The organism is Selenomonas ruminantium AC2024 (assembly GCF_000687995.1).
Taxonomy (GTDB): domain Bacteria; phylum Bacillota; class Negativicutes; order Selenomonadales; family Selenomonadaceae; genus Selenomonas_A; species Selenomonas_A ruminantium_B.
In genome coordinates, this window is the sequence record NZ_JIAC01000001.1 from 2,234,198 (window position 1) to 2,251,004 (window position 16,807).

The window sequence follows — 16,807 nt, forward strand, 5'->3', positions numbered from 1 at the left end:
TGGTACCTTCACTCCAATAATCAATCGATAACCTGTAACCTTATTAGTATAGCACGAATGACAAGGGGCTGACCAGTCAAAATTGACCGGTCAGCCCCACGCTCGCCACGACCTCACCATTATCATTCACACTGCAAAATTTCCCGCACAATGTCCACGCCCCTTGCCTGCGCCAATGTGCCATAGGAAAACCGGACATCATCCGTAACTTCCCGGCCGAACCAGGTAGGTGGCACAAACTTTTTAGCCCCTTCCACATCCGAAAATTCGACTTCCACATAATTGAAGCCTTTCAGATGGCCTGCATGTACATGCAGCTCGGCCACCAAACTATCCGCCAAAGGGATTTTATAGCGCCGTTTCTCAATCATACAGGTTCCGGGACACAGCCGCTCCGACAGACTAGCAAATTCCTGCCGGGAAACTTCCGTCTCCCATTCCTCCCGTACCAACCCGGCACCGCGCTTGACCGTAAGCCAAAAATGACTGTCCCCAATCTGCCGAATCCGGATTTCCGGCAGCAACGCCACATACCCCTGACGCAGCAGCTCATATTCTTCGGGCAGCTGCGGAAGCCTGTCTACTAAAAATTGCCGCTCTATTTCCATATAGCTTATCCTGCTCCTTTATAAAGGCTCCAGTAAATCCCTCATTAGTATATCGCTATAGCGATACACAATCAAGAAAATCCCACCATAAAAGGCTGACAGGTCAAAATTTGACTTGTCAGCCCCCCTGAAATTGACTTGTCAATTTTTGACATGTCAATTTGACAAAAACTTGTTAGGTTCCGTTTCTTCCAGTATCTGCACCAAAACTCGATAGTCCAAATACTGAATTCCCTCCATGCCATTATGAATTTTATCAGCCAACTCACTGCCATAATATATGTGCATGGCTTTTTCCAGTGGTATTGCCTTCTCCTTAGCCAGCTGCGCAATAATACGTTCTTCCAGTTTTTCCTGATAGACCTGTTCCAAAACATTTTCGTCCATGCCTTACACCTCAAAGTATGAATCGTAAATCAGTAGTTTATCAATGGCTTTCTGCGTTATGAATGGAATGCTATCTGGTCGTAATTGGGATAGGCTTTTATTTCCTTTAATGCTCTATCCTTCTCCCAAATGCCTGTACGAATGCAAAACATCCGGCTTTTTGATTATCTCTGTCGAGCCGTGATAGACTATCATATCTTCACACCTCTTATCCGCAAATATTCTCTAATATCGTCCACTAAATAAGCACTGCCCTGCGTATGGAGTATATCATAATTAGGTACGAGATATTCATCAATACAACCAGTCTCCTGCAATTTACCATATACCTGCTTAGGAGAAAGCTTCCATTTATTGGCGCAAGCGTGAATCATGTAGACTACAAATTCCATGCTGTCCTGATTCATAGTCAACCCCTCATTTCCCTTTGACTCTCATTATAATAAGTATATAACAACAGTTGTTGACCGGTCAAACCGTCATGTCAATCAACAGATGCAATACAAAAGACCATCCTACCATGTCAAAGTGGGATAGTCTCATGCATTAAGCTATACTTTTGGTTATTTACCTTTGTTTCCCCAACAGCCATTTGACCTGCCGCAGGAAGTCAATCATGCTGCAGGCAATTACGTTCTTTTCACTCATCAGCTCTTTTAAGCCGTGAATGTTCTGGCGCATCGTGGTGACCAAACCGCCCACGGAGCCTGCGCCTTCGGCTACTTCGTCCATCATACTACTGGTTTTATGGATGCCATCCACAATGCGATGACTGTAATCGCCTACACTTTCTGTACTCTTGGTCACATCGGCAAAACTCTCCTGTACCTTGCCCACAAAAGTGGCATTTTCCAAGGTTTTTTGCCTGGTCTGTTCAATGGCCTGACTCATTTCACCGATGGATTGATAGAGCGCATTGATATTCGTGTCAATCCCTTCCACCAATTCTTTGGTCGAAGCGGCCAGCTCGCGGATATTTTCGGCCACGATACTGAAGCCGCGGCCTGCCTCACCAGCTCGCGCAGCTTCAATCGAAGCATTCAGGGACAGCAGATTCGTACGGGTCGCGATGCCTTCGATGCCTTCCGACATCTTTTTAATATTGGCAAATTTTCCTTCCACTTCCTGAAATACTGCGTTAATCTCGTCAAGATTTCCTTCTATCTCCTGCATTTTTTCCGACAGTGCACCGATATCATTGCCCGCACCACTGACCACGGTTCTAGAGGTGTCCATTATATTGGAAATGTTTTGGGCATATTCTTCCAGATTATTAAAATGTTCATTCAGGTACGTAAAGTCCTTATTTACCTGACCGATTCCCGCATAGGTTTCCTGCATCTTCTGCACGTATTCTGCAATACCGGTTTCAGCCTGCGTGAGTTCATTCATGCGTTCATCAAGATAATCGATGCCATAGGCAATCTGACGGTTCACATTCGCCTGCGTTTCCGGCACCGGTGCTGACGGTGTCGGCCTCGGTACCGCCGTATTCATCGCCTGTTTTTCTGCGGCTCTTTGGTTATAAAAAGGCTCTTTTTTTCTGCCGAAATCAAAGATTCCCATAACACGCACCTCTTATTCAAAAACAGCGGCAATCATGGTCTGATTGAAATGCTGCTCGTAAATCTGCTCACCATATCCGCCCCAGCCGATATAATTGCCGAGTACGGTTCCCATGCTGCGGAAGAATTCATCTGCATACCCCTCACTTTCAAAGAGCAGGGTACGCGCCAGACAATTCACCATGATGGACAGAGCAGGACGGGGCACGTCCTGTTTAATTCTTTGCATGGTCTCCCGATTGACCTGACGGTAATCGTCCGGCTGCAGCATGACAATCTGGTCATTTTCATAAATACGGGCATGGTACTTCATCGTCTGCCGGTCGGTATCCATATCGTCATTGGCAATGATGTACATATCCTTGCCAATGATACGCCCCACCGGATTGCTGTCCAAAAATGAACGGTCCATCTGTGAAGTAGTAAGACCGTGCATCTTTGCTTCCATTTCCGAAGCGGGCCTGCCATCATAGGCCATGACCTTACGCGTAAAAGCATCTACCTTCGTAGCCGTCAAGGGCTCGCAGATGGGCTTGTAGATATTTTCGCGATAAAGATGGATACTGCCGCCCAGATTGCGCAGCAGCACAAATACACTAGCCTTGTCGTAAACTTTGCCATTCAAGGAAACCAAAGTCTTTTCCGCTAAGCCACGGTCGCCTGCCGTCCCGCCAAAGACAGGAATATGTTCTTTTCGCAGTACGGAATTCAGCACAGCAAGCACCGATTCTTCGCAGGAAATCAAACCATTTGTCGCGGTCAGACAAATGGTATCGTCTGCGCGATGGGTGCCGAGCTGGCGCACGGCTTCCTGCACGCGCTCTACATACTTGAGTGGGCAGCAGTCTGCTTCCTCCAATACATTTCCCACACATTCAATGCCGCTTGCAATCGCCAGCACTTCCAAGGTATCGTGGAAGATGCCCTCATTGGAAAAAGCCGCAATCGAAGTTGTCCCCATGACAATGCTATGTGGAAACCGTGCCTGCATCTTTTGACTGGTCTCAGCAAAAGCGGCCACCATCGTCGTAAACCAAACAAACTTTGCCTGCGTCATGGTCCGGCAAGCCTGGCTTATGGCATTGTCCACCGGCGTTGCCTGACTGCGTCCAATTTTGTATTCCATAACATTCTCCTCTATCCCACACAACTATATGGGAATATTTCGCGTATCTGCGTGTTTTTTCCTGCTGCCTGCCAGCTTGTTTTCCATACAATCCGCAAAATTTTTACCCAAAGCCCAACTTTTCCCTGTGAAGATGCTCGGAAATATGCTATACTTTGTCTCTGATCAGATTATGGAAGGAGCATTCCCATGTTTCTATACCAAAAACTGCGCCAGAATCCGGATTTGACCGTGGCGCTTGTTTTTGCCCTGCTTACCAGTTTTATCGCGCCGCCCAGCCTCACAGAAATCGGGGTACGGCTCAATGTCCCCCTGCTGGGGCTCTTGCTATTCTTGATGTGCATTGTGGCAGGCCTGCGGCTCAGCGGTTTCTTCGCCGCGATTTTTCAGCGGCTGTTCAAAGACAATGCCTCCGGCCGTTCCTTAGGGCGATTCTTTATCTTCAGCTGTTATTTCAGCTCCATGTTCATCACCAATGATGTGGCCCTGATTATCTTTGTGCCGCTGGCCATTATGGTCTTTACCGAGGCCCGGCGCATCCGGCTTATCGTGCCCACCGTCTGTTGGCAGACCATTGCGGCGAACTTAGGCAGCATGCTCACGCCGATTGGCAATCCGCAGAATCTCTTTATCTACTCCTATTACGGGCTGGAACCGCTGGAATTTCTAGCCATCACCGCTCCCATCGTCCTGCTCAGCGGCGCGGCCATCTACCTTGCCACGTATACGCTGACGGACTGTGATGTGCATCTGCCGGCAGCGCAGGAAGCCAGACTCCCTTGGAAAAAGATTCTGCCCCTGCTATTGCTGTTCAGCCTCTGCCTGCTCCATGTGGTGCATCTGTTGGATTTTGCCCTGCTGGCCGTTATCGTCGTGCCTGCCCTGGCCCTGCTGAATTACCGTCTTTATAAGGAGGCAGATTACAAACTACTGCTGCTCTTTTCCCTCTTGTTTATCGGCGTGGGAAACCTTAGTCATATCGAAGTGTTCCAAAGCTGGCCTGCCAAGATGTTAAACGGCCACGAGTTTTGGGTATCTTTGCTGCTGAGCCAGCTCCTCAGCAACGTCCCCGCCACGGTGCTCTTAGCCAACTACACGACCGCTTACACGCCCCTGCTGTTGGGTGTCAACATCGGCGGTCTGGGTACGATTATCGCCTCCATGGCCAGCGTGATTTCCTTCAAGGCGTACCTGCAGACCCGCTTCAGTAAGCCCGGCTATTATCTGCTGACCTTCACGGGCAGCAATCTGGCGGTATTGGCCTTGCTTCTGCTTTATTATCATATCTACATGACCTATGGCGATATGCTGGCACAACTCCTATAACGTGAAAACGACAAGCCTTTTGTAATGACTTGTCGTTTTTTCTATTTCTTATGGAATTTTAACCTTGCCATGCTACCATGTTTTCCGGTTACTAATCATTTTACAAGCACGAGGAAAGGATGTTTTATGATGACAAAGGCGGAAAACCGTACCAACTGGGCGGCAGCTCTGGAATCGGCTGAGGATAGCTCCACGCTGAGCGCTGCGATTGGCTTTGGCTTTACCAAAGATGACCTAAGAGAACTGGTGGCCCTGCATCAGGCCGGTAAATATCAGGAAAAAATTGAGGCGCTGCTGGTGGAATGCAATTTCATCTCCTTTTGCTGCTGCCTGATGAATAAGGAATATGCAGAAGCCATAGAAATAGAAGAACTTAACGAAGCAGACTGATATCTCCTTCCTTGAACTTCATCATCATTTGATTGGTCAAACTCCAATCATCCGTCTGGCCCTGGATGTCTTCGCGCTTCATCCACAGGGCCTCTTTTAATTCGCTTTTATCCATGCGGATGGTGGTATCGCCATCCACCTCACAGTAAAAACCTACAATCAAATCCTGCACGCTGCCCCAGGGCTGGGATTTATAGTAGCGGATATTTTTGACCTTGAGGCCCGTTTCCTCCATGACCTCACGGGCTACACATTCTTCCAGCGTCTCGCCAATTTCCACAAAACCTGCCACCAAGGCATAGAAACTCATGCTGCGGTTGGCATATTTCGTCAGCAAAATGCTGTCGCCATTGATGACGCCGACCACCACCGCCGGATTGATGCGGGGATAAATCACATGACCACAGTCATCGCATTCCAAGGCCCGCTCATCAGCCGCATAAGCCATCAGATGACCGCAGCGGCCGCAAAAATGATTATCCTCATACCAGCGAATGAGGTGCCACGCTGTGTAAGCCGCATACATAAGCTCCTGCGGCCCCTGCAGCTCATAGCGGATTTCTCGCAGCGTCTTATAGGCATAGCCCTCCAACGGCTCTACATGACTTCCCACCCCATGGTACACGTCATGGCCATCCAGCGAAAACAAATACTGATACATGTACTTATTCGAGCGGATTTCCTGACGCTTGGGAAAACGCATTTTTCCCGGCTCCCCTGATACCATCAAGCCATCCCGATTCGCAAAAATGATAATATCATCCTTCCAGGGCTCGGCATCGGGCAAAAACGCATTATCCAATTTATGCGGCGTAATTTCATGAATCACAGCTGTACACTTCCTTCTTTCGCTTTATTAAGTTTCACGCTACTTCCATCACCTATTATACGCTTAATCGGCCCGCAAGTAAAAAATTACTGTCAAGCTGTAAACATACATTTGACAATTCCGCACGATATTCACTATACTAGTTAAGTTAGTTATTTCTTGACAAAGGATGATGAATATATGGAACAAAACGCAACGCAGCCTAAGCCGCGTGCTCTCGCGCTGCTGCCCATACTGGTCTTTCTCGTGCTCTATCTGGGCGCAGGCATCTGGTATGAATACATCGCACCTGTAGAAGGACAGATGGGCTTTTATGTCATGTCCGTGGTGGTGGCCTTCGGTCTGGCCTTGATTGTGGCCTTTATGCAGAACCGCAAGCGCCTCTTTGTGGATAATATACAGCTCTGCGCCAAGAGTATCGGCGATGTGAATATCACCATCATGCTCTTTATCTTCCTGATGGCCGGTGCCTTCAGCGGTATCGCCAAAGCCGCCGGCGGCGTGGAAAGCACCGCCCATCTGCTGCTAAATTTCATACCGGGGACCTTTGCCATCCCTGGTCTTTTCCTCATCGCCTGCCTAATCTCCATGGCCATGGGCACCAGCGTCGGCACCATTACCGTTCTTGTGCCTATCGCCACCTCGGTGGCCCAGAATGCCGACTTGGGCCTGCCGCTGACGGTGGCTTCTGTGGTAGGTGGCGCCATGTTCGGCGACAACCTCTCCTTTATCTCGGACACGACCATTGCCGCCACGCGCACGCAGGGCACACGCATGCAGGACAAGTTCTATGCCAACCTTAAGCTGGCCCTGCCCGCAGCCTTGGTCACGCTGGTCGTGCTCATTTACCTGGCACTTTCCGGCGGTACGGCGGACTTAGGCCATTTTGACTACTCCCTGCTGCTGGCTCTGCCCTATTTTCTCGTGCTGATTATGGCCCTTATGGGACGCAATGTGTTTCTGGTTTTAGGCACGGGCATTGTGCTGTTCTTTGGCCTTGGACTTGCCACCGGCACCACTGACCTGTCCAAGGCATTTTCCGCCATGGGCACCGGAACCAACGGCATGTTTGAAACCATGATTGTCACCATCCTGGCCGCATCCATCAGCGCCCTCATGCGGGACGGCGGCGGCTTTGAAGCACTGCTCGCCTTTATCCGTAATCACTTCAAGGGCAAAGGCGGCGGCCGTCTGGGCATCGGCCTCTTAACCATCCTGATGGATGTAGCTACCGCCAACAACACCGTAGCCATTGTGGTGGCCGGCCCCATTGCCAAGAACATCAGCGAGGAATACGGCATTGCCCCGCGTGAAAGTGCCTCTCTCCTCGATACCTGTTCCTGTATCGCCCAGGGCATCATCCCTTACGGCGCACAGCTCCTGATTGCCTCGGCCATCGCCGGCATCACCAGCCTCAGCATCATTCCCTATCTCTTCTATCCCTTCTTTTTAGCTCTGGCCGTCCTCCTCTGGATTGCCTTGGATGCACGAAAAAAATAAGCATTTGTTCGCATAAAATGTCCCCCATAAGCTGATTCCACATCAGCCTTATGGGGGACGTTCCTTATTCAGGTCAGTAAGATGGCCAGAGCGATAGCCGTCAGGACCACGCCCTGAACAATACCCAGAATACGATTTATGTTTTTGCAGCCCAGAATGAAACTGCGCACTTTCCCTGCGCAAAGGGCAATGAGCGAAAAGATAGCAAAGGCCTGCAAGGCAAATACTGCTCCCAGCATGGCGATATGCCAGCCTACCTGCTCACTTGCCGTATCCACGAACTGCGGCAGAAAAGCCAAAAAGAACAGCAAAACCTTGGGATTCAAAACATTCATCAGCACGCCACGGCGATAGATGGCAAGATAGGGCGCGCCTTCCCCGGCCTCGCCCAGCTGCAGTTCGCCGTGCTCGCAGAAAGCCTTCCCCGCCAGATACAGAAGATAGGCTGCCCCCACAAATTTCAACACCGTAAAAGCCAGCGGTGAACTTTGCAGCAGCGCCGCCACCCCCAAAATGACCAGAGTGGTATGAAAGACTATGCCGCTGGCGAGTCCTGCACTTAAAGCCACACCACTTCTGGCACCGCTGGCAAGGCTCTTGGCCAGCAGGTACATATTGTCCGGCCCGGGCGCCAGAGTCAGTATCACGGAAGCGGTCAAAAAATAAAACAGCGTATTTATTTCCATAAGTTCTCCCTCTCGTGTATAATAGTAAGGTGTGTTTTAACAAAGGAGCTGATTGATTTGTATATCGAATATATTACCTTAGGTGCGGTACTGCTGCTCAGTTATCTGGGCCATAATATGACCGTTGTCTATGCCACCGCCATTGTACTCGGGCTGAAAATACTCGGGCTGACTACGGCCCTCAATGCCCTGGGTTCTCAGGGCCTCAACTGGGGCATCATCATTTTGACCGCCGCCATTCTCGTGCCCATTGCCAACGGCACCATCACCATCCAGACCATGCTCGATGCCTTCCGCACCCATGCAGGCATCATCGCCATTGTTGCGGGACTCTTGGCCGCCATTGCCGGTGGCGGCGGTGTTGAGCTGTTGAAAAACACGCCGGATGTGATTCCTGCCCTGATTATCGGCACCATGGCAGGCGTCCTGCTTTTCCATGGCGTGGCCGTAGGCCCGCTGATTGCCGGCGGCCTGACCTATTTCATTCTCTGGCTCATGAAAGCCTTTACCTGAGGCTGTTGCGGAATGCGGCATTCCCCATGCAGTAAGTCGTGCAGATAGCCACGGCCAAAGCATCGGCAGTATCGTCAGGCTTGGGCGGCTCGGGCAGATGCAAAAGTTTCGTCACCATGTAGATGACCTGCTTTTTATCCGCCTTGCCATAGCCCGTCACATCCTGCTTAATCTGCATCGGCGTGCGCTCCACAATGGGAATATTGTTTTTTGCCGCCGCCAGCAGCACGACACCGCGGGCCTGCCCTACTGGAATGGCCGTCGTGACATTGCGGTTGAAGAAAAGTTTTTCAATGCCCATAATATCGGGCTTGTACTCCTTCATCAGCGCATCGAGTTCGTCGTAAATCTTGACCAGCCGGTCTTCCATGCGCATCTTGGGCGAGGTGAATACGGAACCGTATTTTATCGGGATAAGACGGCTGCCGCGGGATTCTACCAAGCCAAAACCGCAGATGGCCGTACCGGGGTCAATTCCTAGTGCTAACATTGATATCCTTTCCTTGATACAGAAAATGGGCTCTTACGAGCCCATTTTTTTATGCTTTAGTCTTCGTCCGTTTCGTAGTTGCTGTATACGTTCTGTACGTCGTCGTTGTCTTCCAGAGCGTCTTCGAGCTTCTGCATCTTTTCGGCATCTTCACCGGACAGTTTTACAGTGTTTTCCGGAACCATCGTGATTTCAGCGGAAGCCGTTTCGATACCCTTTTCTGCCAGAGCAGCTTCGATAGCGTCAAAAGCATCCGGTTCAGCGGTGATTTCGAATACATCGCCTTCGTCCTTCATGTCATCTGCGCCAGCTTCGAGCACGATTTCCATGAGTTCGTCTTCGTTGTCGAACACTTCTTTTTCCACAACAAAGATGGCCTTCTTGTTGAACATCCAACCTACGCAGCCGTCCTGACCGAGGTTGCCGCCGAACTTAGAGAACAGGTGGCGCACATCAGCAGCCGTACGGTTGCGGTTATCCGTGAGGATGTCGAGCATAACAGCCGTACCAGCCGGGCCGTAACCTTCGTAAGTGAGTTCTTCGTAGTTGCTGCCTTCAGAAGCGCCGAGGCCCTTCTGGATAGCGCGGTTGATGTTGTCCTTCGGAATGTTGTTGGCCTTGGCCTTGGAAAGAGCCAGTTTCAAACGCATATTACCCGTGGGGTCACCGCCGCCCATGCGTACGGCAATGGTGATTTCACGGCCGATTTTCGTGGTGATACGACCGCGGATGGCGTCGTTGGCGCCTTTTTTACGTTTAATGTTGGCCCATTTGGAATGTCCTGACATGCAAAATTCGCTCCTTTTGCTTATTTACCCTCTTATGAGGAAAAATTCGTTAATAACTCTAACAGTATACTACGATTCGGCTTCATCGTCAAATCAGCCTACTCGATAGTGACGGATTTATAGCCTCATATTTATTTCTGCCGGGAGCAAATGAAAAACCGGCACCAAAGGGCATTGCACAGCAGCAAAGCCGCCACCAGCAGAAAGAGATTGCGGATACCGATGCTGGCAGCTAACTGCCCGCCCAAGAAACCACCGGTGAACATCCCGATAAACTGCGCCGACTGATTGATGCCGAAAATCCGTCCCATCAGCGCCGGCGGGGTTAACTGCCGAATTAGGTTATTGGTGGATGGCATAAGACCAGCAATGGCTATGCCATGTAAGAACCGCAAAATTCCCAACTGCCAGGGAGCGGTTACCATGCCCTGCGGGATGGAAACCAAGCCTGAAAGAAGCAGGCAGGAAAACAAAATGCGGGCCGAACCGATGCGGTCAGCCAGTCGACCAAGCTTTGAGGCAAATATCATGCTGGCCAAACCTGTGGCCGAGAATATCGCCCCCGAGATAATGGCCAGATGTTCGACGGTTCCCGCAATCTCCTGCACATAAACCGTGAGAATCGGTGCAGCACAGGACAGGGAGAAGTGCAGCAATACGGTCGTCAGGAAAACGCCGAGAATGATGTTATACTGTGGCAGCTCCCGAAAGGATGGCAACTCGCCATCCACAGCTTTTTCGCCTGCAGGCTGTCTTGTTTCGCTGAGCTGCGTCAATGCCAAAAATCCCAACAGGCAGCATGAGCCAATCAGCAGAAAGGAATTGCGGAAGCCAATTATTTCACTGAGCCAGCCGCCAAAGATGGGCCCCATGAGCCCGCCGGATACCTGGGCGGTAAAGAACATGCCCATGGCCCAGCCGGACCGGTCCTTCGGGGTCTCCTGTGCCAGCAGCGGAATAACCGCCGCCTGAAAGCCGCTCAAACAGCCCTGCAGCAAACGCAATGCCACCAGATGCCATACGCTTTGTGCAAAGCCCATACCAATCATGATGAGCCCCAGCCAGCCGGAGGCACGCAGAATCATCGGCTTTCTCCCCCAGCGGTCCGAAAGCCTGCCCCATATGGGCGAAAAGATGGCCAGGCTGATAAAATTACAGCCAAAGACAATACCGGACCAACGGGCCACATCCGCAGGATTATCGACGCCGAGCTCAGCAATATACAGCGGCAAAATCGGAGCCATCTGACTCATGCCGATGGATACGATGAAGGATGCAATACAACATATATAAAGATTTTTCTTCCAGAGTGGAATGGTCGCTGCCATGAAAAGCGCCTCACTTCTCCCGCAATGGCCGGATTTTTTCAATCAGCTCGATAACTGCATCTTTGGCCTTGCGATTGTATTTTAACTTGCTGACACCCTCGTGGTTTTGCTTATAGGCTTCGTAGTCGGTGACAAGAGATATTTTGTCGCCTTTCCTAAATGTGTTCAATATGGCCAGCACATCTTTTTTCTGTGCGCACCATTCTTGGGTAAAGGTGTTTATCTGCTGCGCGATAATTTCCTCGATACGGGTTTCAATCACCGTCATGGCATCAAGGCCCTTATATTTCAGTGGGTCTTTCTTCATATCTTCCCAGAAGCCGCCAATGACATCAGCCAGCGCCGGATTCGTTTCGCGGAGTTTGTCGATATGCCCGTCAATGGCGGTATCTTCGATGGGTTCCACGATGAGCTCATCTTCCCTGGGCATATAATTCTGAATCAACGACACGATATAACGATAGTCAATGGTCACGCTGCGGATATTTTCTATCTCATAGCCGATATCCACCACCACAGGCTCCTCATCACTCGTCGGCGTTTTCAGTTCTTCAATGACATTATGATACTTACCGCCGTATTCCGTCAGGCTCTCCTTCACAATGCCGTAATCGCTGAACTCCTTGTCCTCCCATTCCTGATAAACCTGAATCTCACCGCTAAGACGGTCAACTTTCTGAAAGGCCTTGGCAAATTTCTGCATGGCACTGCGGTCGCCCATAATCGTTTCCACAGCTTCGGGCGTTGCCGCAATGCTTTTGAGCTCTGCCAGTGCTTCCATAAAATCCTTTTCGATTTCCGCAAAGGTCGGAGCACTGACTTCCTTTGTGCCGCCGTTGCTATACAGGAGCAAAGCACCATCCACAGCAGTCTGATACTGCGCCGACCGCTGAAAAATCACCACCATGCCATAACGTTTGCTCTTGTCAAAAATACGATTGGTGCGGCTGAAAGCCTGAATGATATTCTGCGGGGCCATCGGCGGGCGGTCTACAAAGAGAATCGCGCAGGGCGGCGCATCAAAGCCGGTCAGCAGGCGGTCAACCACAATGACAATATCCAACTGTTCTTTCCGCTGTTTATAACGCCCCTTCTTCCGAGCCAAACGGTCATTTAGGTTGGTATTGTACGCCTGCAAGCTGTCCAGCGCGAATTTCGTGCCAAACATTTCGTTGTAATCAGCCAAAGATTCCTTCATCGCCTGCTGATTGGCTAGTGAATCTTCATCATTTTCCGTCACCGTATAGGTAATGGCAATCTTGGGGAAGTCCACACACTTCTCCCGAATGGCGGACGACACATTCCCGCCCGCAATGAATTCCTTGAACAGTTGATAGTACCGCTGGGCAATCTCAATGGAAGGCACAGTAAGAATCGCCTCATAAGCCTCCCCTTGAGGAGCATTCAGTCGGAACTTTCCTGCCGCCTTGTTGATGATGTACTTCACTACACCACGGCGATGGTTGTCATTGTCATAAATATCCGTGCCCACATTCTTGTAATAAGCGGCGAAAACCTTTTCCTCCAGCTTGTCCGGCTCCATATTGGCCAGTTCATCAGCACTGGCCACCTGCAATTTCTCGCCAAGTTCCAGCAGCTGGTCATGGGACACAGAATCCTTGTAATCAATCTGGAACCCCAGAACGGCATTATTATGCAAGGCCTCCTTGATGGTGTAATTGTGCAGACAGGGGCCATACAGCGCTTCCGTGGTGCGGGCCAAATCCCCTTTGCGCTGGCGCTTGTTCTCGTCAAAAATCGGCGTACCGGTAAAACCATACCACAGGGAATTGCTAAAGAACTTCTGTAACTCCCGCTGGGTTTCCGGCGTGACCGTGCGGTGACATTCATCCACCACAAAGGCAATGCACATGCCATGGAGACGCTTGGCCGTAGCGGAATCCTTCTTCGCTTCGCTATTGTAGCGCTTCATGATAATCTGCATCTTTTGGATGGTGGTGACAATCACCACGCGGTCTTTGTTTTTGAGCTTTTGCAGCAGGTCATGGACATTATCGGTTTCGTCCACATCAATGATGTCATTTTCCGCATAAGCCTTGAAAGAAATCGAAGTCTGCTGATCGAGGTCTTTGCGGTCAATCAGGAAAATGGTCTTGTCAATCCCCGGAATCAAAATGAGATTCTTGGCGACCGTGTAGGAGGTTAACGTCTTGCCGGAACCCGTCGTATGCCAGACAAAGCCCGACTCCTGCCGCTGGGAGGACTGCTTGACGGCTTCAATGGCATGCACCTGATAGGGCCGCAGCAAAATCAGCTTATGCCGCTCCGCATCCACCACACTGTAATGCCCCACCATCTCATGGGCTTCGGGAATCCGCAAAACTTCCTTGGCAAATTCCAGATAATTTTCCACCGGCTCATTGTTCTTGTTGACCCACGAAGTCAAAAAACGCTCATTGAGGTTTGAGCCGGTATCGGCGGCAATATAGCGGGTGTTGCTGCCATTGCTGATGACAAACATCTGCACCATGCCAAACAGCCCGCGGAATTTTCCTTCCAGACTGTATTTCTTTATCTGACGGAAAGCATCCATATAGGGATGGTCCTGGTTCTTGAGTTCAATATGAATCATGGGCAGGCCGTTAATCAGCAAAGTCACATCAAAGCGGCGCTCACGGTCATCCTCGTCCTGCTTATCGGAAACAAACTGGTTGATGACTTCATAAGACGACCTGCCCCCGGCGATTTCCCGATTGCTAACCGCCATGAGGTGGATTGTGCCTTTGGCCGCATCTTCACGCGTCAAAGGAATAACCGCCTCGCCATTCTCCCCCGCCAGCCACAAAGCCGCCTTGTAAGGAGTCTTGGCCACATCCAGCATATATTCCCGAATCTGATGAAACTCGGCATCCGTTACAGGCTCACCATCAAGCACAGCAAGATTGTTCTGATTCAGCTTCGCCCGGAAATTTGCCCAAAGGGATTCCTCGTCTACAATATCCTTACGATAAGTCCATTGGGAAACATCCCCCGTGAGCTGCTTAATCAGCGCCCATTCCATCGACACTTCACTTTGTGCCATGCTCAATTCCTCCTGCTATGTTATTCTTCTTTCGCCAGAGGAAGCTCCTGCAAGCGCAGTTCCTTTTTGAGTTCTTCCTCCGTGGGCATATAAGGCATATATTTTGACGCATAAATATGGGTGCTGTTGTCGCTCCCCATCGTATACTTCACTACGGCCTCATTCTTCTCCGCGCAAAGGACAATCCCAATAGGCTCATTGTCGCCTTCATTGCGCATATTGGCCTTGTAATAATTCACATACATCTGCATCTGACCAATATCCTGATGTTTAACCTTGCCTAGCTTCAAATCAATAAGAACAAAGCATTTGAGAATGTAGTTATAGAACACAAGGTCAATATAGAAATCATCGCCGTCAAGCGAAATACGCTTCTGTCTGGCCACAAAGGAAAAGCCACGCCCCAGCTCCAGTAGGAACTGTTGCAAATGCTCAATAATCCCCTGTTCAATATCCCGCTCATAGAACTCTGGTGAAGGCTTCAGTTCCAGAAACTCCAACACATAAGGGTCACGAATAAAATCGCGATAAGGTGCCATTCCCTTATCCGTCGCTGTCTGTGGTATTCTTTCGGTTGTCTTTTGCTGAGAAACCGTGCGCTGATAGGCAAAAGTCGTAATCTGTCGTTCCAGTTCCCGACTGCTCCACCCCGCCGCAGCACATTCCTCGGCATAAAACTCCCTAGCCTTGGAATCCGCTACCCGCATTAGCATACGATAATGTGTCCAGCTCAATTCGCTCCGCAGTGCGGAGCGAATTGGAAAGCTTTGATAAAACTGCCGCATATTCCTCAAGCCCTGCACAGAATAACCCTTGCCAAACTCTGCTGTTAATCGTTCAGAAAGAGCTTTTAGCAATCCCTTGCCATATTCAGCTCTCTTGCCATCACAGGCTTCATCCAGCCTTTGCCCAACTTCCCAATATATCTGCACCATGCCAGTATTTACGGCCTGTTGTACCTTATACTGTACATGGATTATGCTTTGTCTGATTTCGCCGTAAATATCCTGCGATACCTTCTCGATTTCATTCATACCGATTCACCCCCAATGCCTTTATTTCTTTGGAAACATATTTTGCAACATATATTTCTTGATTTCTTTAAGAGCCTCATGCTTGCGTTGGTGAAGAGTGATAAGGGTATCGATATTGTTAAAGTGTTTTCCAACTTTTGCCTGTTCTTCAATCGAATTAGGAACTAGAAATTCTAGGTTGGAAATCAGTTTCCAATCGGCCCTAGGCATTTTTGTTCCAGACGATTGATTGGCAGCATCATCAAACTGAGAGGTTTGAAACAATCGATAAAGGAAATTCTTATCCATCTCTTTAGGCTTTAGAACCCACCAATCGCCTGTAGCTACTCCTTTGAAGTCAGGGTTTAACCAATTATGAAGATATGGACGTAATTTTCCATAGAGCACATCTTCTTCAGAGAAAGCAATCCCTGTCTTGTTAATCTCCTTGTTGCGTATATCCTTATTAAGAAGTCCTTGTTCTGCTATGACATCTTCATATTCTACACAAGGAATATCACTGTCTGACATTCTTGTTTCCGACTGTCTTTGTGCAAATTCACCGAACTTCCGCTGTTCCCAATCGCCAGTAAATCCAGCAAAGCGAATCTCTGGAACTTTTTCTCCTTTTTTCGGAAACATTTTTTGAAGCATATACTGCTTTACTTTTTGCAGTTCATCACACTTTCGCTGATGAAGGATAATAAGGTTGTCCATGTTCTCAAAATATTTCCCTATCATATTTTGTTCATCATATCTAGGATAATACTCCTCAAAATTCATTACATCCGACACAGATAGATTCGTTTGTTTCACACCATCATCAAATGCAAGAAAATACTTATTTCTATTCATTAGAATATGCAAGAAATACGGATATGTATTATCAAGAGGAGATATACCTGCAATGCGCTGATTAAGAGTGTATTTATTAGATTTATCAACCAAAAATGTTTTTGCTATAGCACGGCCATTAGGAACATCACTGAGTACAAATGCTATTTCATTCTTTACTAATGGTTCTAGCTGATAATGTGAATATTTCTTTATCTTACCATCTGTAGATACAAATTTTGAATTAACAACGATGAATTCACCATTCTCATCAATATCACTTTCATGAGCCTTTCCATTTCTATATTTTGCTACTTTCCCCAGCTTCCGTTGTTCCCAAGCATCCGTAAATTCCCTAAATCTAATTTTAGGAGTGCTCAT

At 49.1% G+C, this 16,807-nt stretch carries 17 protein-coding genes; 4 read left to right on the forward strand and 13 right to left on the reverse strand.

The features are described 5' to 3' along the window. Nucleotides 1–122: 122 nt before the first annotated feature. The 5 genes from P157_RS0110725 to P157_RS0110745 form a co-directional block, all read right to left on the reverse strand. On the reverse strand, nt 123–608 hold the full coding sequence (locus P157_RS0110725) for a CYTH domain-containing protein (protein WP_026760983.1): 486 nt from the start codon (nt 606–608) through the stop codon (nt 123–125). A 156-nt stretch (nt 609–764) separates the two neighbouring features. Next, complete coding sequence (locus tag P157_RS0110730) at nt 765–995, reverse strand: hypothetical protein (protein WP_026760984.1); 231 nt, start codon at nt 993–995, stop codon at nt 765–767. Nucleotides 996–1,186: 191 nt separating this feature from the next. Beyond that, nucleotides 1,187–1,402 (reverse strand): DUF3791 domain-containing protein, encoded by a 216-nt coding sequence (locus tag P157_RS0110735; protein ID WP_026760985.1) that lies wholly within the window; start codon nt 1,400–1,402, stop codon nt 1,187–1,189. A 160-nt stretch (nt 1,403–1,562) separates the two neighbouring features. Further along, nucleotides 1,563–2,561 (reverse strand): methyl-accepting chemotaxis protein, encoded by a 999-nt coding sequence (locus P157_RS0110740; RefSeq protein WP_026760986.1) that lies wholly within the window; start codon nt 2,559–2,561, stop codon nt 1,563–1,565. Between the two features lie 12 nt (nt 2,562–2,573). Further along, a complete protein-coding gene (locus tag P157_RS0110745) occupies nt 2,574–3,686 on the reverse strand; it encodes an FIST signal transduction protein (RefSeq protein WP_026760987.1) in 1,113 nt (370 codons plus the stop codon). A gap of 189 nt (nt 3,687–3,875) precedes the next feature. Between P157_RS0110745 and P157_RS14490 the strand changes: the two genes are divergently transcribed. Together P157_RS14490 and P157_RS0110755 are read left to right on the forward strand one after the other, a co-directional pair. Beyond that, nucleotides 3,876–5,012: an SLC13 family permease gene (locus tag P157_RS14490; RefSeq protein WP_051598605.1), complete on the forward strand. Its 1,137-nt coding sequence runs from the start codon at nt 3,876–3,878 to the stop codon at nt 5,010–5,012. A 126-nt stretch (nt 5,013–5,138) separates the two neighbouring features. Further along, nucleotides 5,139–5,402 (forward strand): hypothetical protein, encoded by a 264-nt coding sequence (locus P157_RS0110755; protein ID WP_026760988.1) that lies wholly within the window; start codon nt 5,139–5,141, stop codon nt 5,400–5,402. Here the strand turns inward: P157_RS0110755 and nudC are convergent. After that, a complete protein-coding gene (gene nudC / locus P157_RS0110760) occupies nt 5,386–6,231 on the reverse strand; it encodes an NAD(+) diphosphatase (protein WP_026760989.1) in 846 nt (281 codons plus the stop codon). The genes P157_RS0110755 and nudC overlap by 17 nt on opposite strands. Nucleotides 6,232–6,411: 180 nt before the next feature. On the opposite strand from nudC, the gene P157_RS0110765 reads away from it, so the two are divergent. Beyond that, nucleotides 6,412–7,731, forward strand: a complete 1,320-nt coding sequence (locus tag P157_RS0110765; protein WP_026760990.1) for a Na+/H+ antiporter NhaC family protein — start codon at nt 6,412–6,414, stop codon at nt 7,729–7,731. Nucleotides 7,732–7,799: 68 nt separating this feature from the next. Here P157_RS0110765 and P157_RS0110770 read toward each other — a convergent pair whose 3' ends face one another. Next, a complete protein-coding gene (locus tag P157_RS0110770; protein WP_026760991.1) occupies nt 7,800–8,417 on the reverse strand; it encodes a LysE family translocator in 618 nt (205 codons plus the stop codon). A gap of 57 nt (nt 8,418–8,474) precedes the next feature. Here P157_RS0110770 and P157_RS0110775 point away from each other — a divergent pair, with 57 nt between their 5' ends. Continuing rightward, nucleotides 8,475–8,930 carry a DUF441 domain-containing protein gene (locus P157_RS0110775; RefSeq protein ID WP_026760992.1) on the forward strand — a complete coding sequence of 152 codons (456 nt, stop codon included), beginning with the start codon at nt 8,475–8,477 and terminating at the stop codon, nt 8,928–8,930. Here P157_RS0110775 and ruvC read toward each other — a convergent pair. From ruvC to P157_RS0110805, 6 genes are all read right to left on the reverse strand, one after another. Further along, a complete protein-coding gene (ruvC, locus tag P157_RS0110780) occupies nt 8,923–9,420 on the reverse strand; it encodes a crossover junction endodeoxyribonuclease RuvC (RefSeq protein ID WP_026760993.1) in 498 nt (165 codons plus the stop codon). The two genes, P157_RS0110775 and ruvC, sit on opposite strands and share 8 nt — an antisense overlap. 56 nt (nt 9,421–9,476) lie before the next feature. Then, nucleotides 9,477–10,208, reverse strand: coding sequence for a YebC/PmpR family DNA-binding transcriptional regulator (locus P157_RS0110785; RefSeq protein WP_014424194.1), 732 nt, complete (start codon nt 10,206–10,208; stop codon nt 9,477–9,479). A 131-nt stretch (nt 10,209–10,339) separates the two neighbouring features. Continuing rightward, nucleotides 10,340–11,536: an MFS transporter gene (locus P157_RS14495; RefSeq protein WP_230578477.1), complete on the reverse strand. Its 1,197-nt coding sequence runs from the start codon at nt 11,534–11,536 to the stop codon at nt 10,340–10,342. Between the two features lie 10 nt (nt 11,537–11,546). Further along, complete coding sequence (locus tag P157_RS0110795) at nt 11,547–14,579, reverse strand: type I restriction endonuclease subunit R (protein WP_026760994.1); 3,033 nt, start codon at nt 14,577–14,579, stop codon at nt 11,547–11,549. Between the two features lie 20 nt (nt 14,580–14,599). Beyond that, nucleotides 14,600–15,613, reverse strand: a complete 1,014-nt coding sequence (locus tag P157_RS0110800; protein ID WP_026760995.1) for a PDDEXK nuclease domain-containing protein — start codon at nt 15,611–15,613, stop codon at nt 14,600–14,602. Nucleotides 15,614–15,634: 21 nt separating this feature from the next. Further along, a complete protein-coding gene (locus P157_RS0110805; RefSeq protein WP_037368330.1) occupies nt 15,635–16,807 on the reverse strand; it encodes a restriction endonuclease subunit S in 1,173 nt (390 codons plus the stop codon).

What these genes read in the sequence shown, in the direction of transcription:
- P157_RS0110725 (WP_026760983.1), bottom strand. Translation starts at nt 608, where the DNA reads ATGGAAATAGAGCGGCAATTTTTAGTAGACAGGCTTCCGCAGCTGCCC.
- P157_RS0110730 (WP_026760984.1), bottom strand. Translation starts at nt 995, where the DNA reads ATGGACGAAAATGTTTTGGAACAGGTCTATCAGGAAAAACTGGAAGAA.
- P157_RS0110735 (WP_026760985.1), bottom strand. Translation starts at nt 1,402, where the DNA reads ATGAATCAGGACAGCATGGAATTTGTAGTCTACATGATTCACGCTTGC.
- P157_RS0110740 (WP_026760986.1), bottom strand. Translation starts at nt 2,561, where the DNA reads ATGGGAATCTTTGATTTCGGCAGAAAAAAAGAGCCTTTTTATAACCAA.
- P157_RS0110745 (WP_026760987.1), bottom strand. Translation starts at nt 3,686, where the DNA reads ATGGAATACAAAATTGGACGCAGTCAGGCAACGCCGGTGGACAATGCC.
- P157_RS14490 (WP_051598605.1), top strand. Translation starts at nt 3,876, where the DNA reads ATGTTTCTATACCAAAAACTGCGCCAGAATCCGGATTTGACCGTGGCG.
- P157_RS0110755 (WP_026760988.1), top strand. Translation starts at nt 5,139, where the DNA reads ATGATGACAAAGGCGGAAAACCGTACCAACTGGGCGGCAGCTCTGGAA.
- P157_RS0110765 (WP_026760990.1), top strand. Translation starts at nt 6,412, where the DNA reads ATGGAACAAAACGCAACGCAGCCTAAGCCGCGTGCTCTCGCGCTGCTG.
- P157_RS0110770 (WP_026760991.1), bottom strand. Translation starts at nt 8,417, where the DNA reads ATGGAAATAAATACGCTGTTTTATTTTTTGACCGCTTCCGTGATACTG.
- ruvC (WP_026760993.1), bottom strand. Translation starts at nt 9,420, where the DNA reads ATGTTAGCACTAGGAATTGACCCCGGTACGGCCATCTGCGGTTTTGGC.
- P157_RS0110785 (WP_014424194.1), bottom strand. Translation starts at nt 10,208, where the DNA reads ATGTCAGGACATTCCAAATGGGCCAACATTAAACGTAAAAAAGGCGCC.
- P157_RS14495 (WP_230578477.1), bottom strand. Translation starts at nt 11,536, where the DNA reads ATGGCAGCGACCATTCCACTCTGGAAGAAAAATCTTTATATATGTTGT.
- P157_RS0110795 (WP_026760994.1), bottom strand. Translation starts at nt 14,579, where the DNA reads ATGGCACAAAGTGAAGTGTCGATGGAATGGGCGCTGATTAAGCAGCTC.
- P157_RS0110800 (WP_026760995.1), bottom strand. Translation starts at nt 15,613, where the DNA reads ATGAATGAAATCGAGAAGGTATCGCAGGATATTTACGGCGAAATCAGA.
- P157_RS0110805 (WP_037368330.1), bottom strand. Translation starts at nt 16,807, where the DNA reads ATGAGCACTCCTAAAATTAGATTTAGGGAATTTACGGATGCTTGGGAA.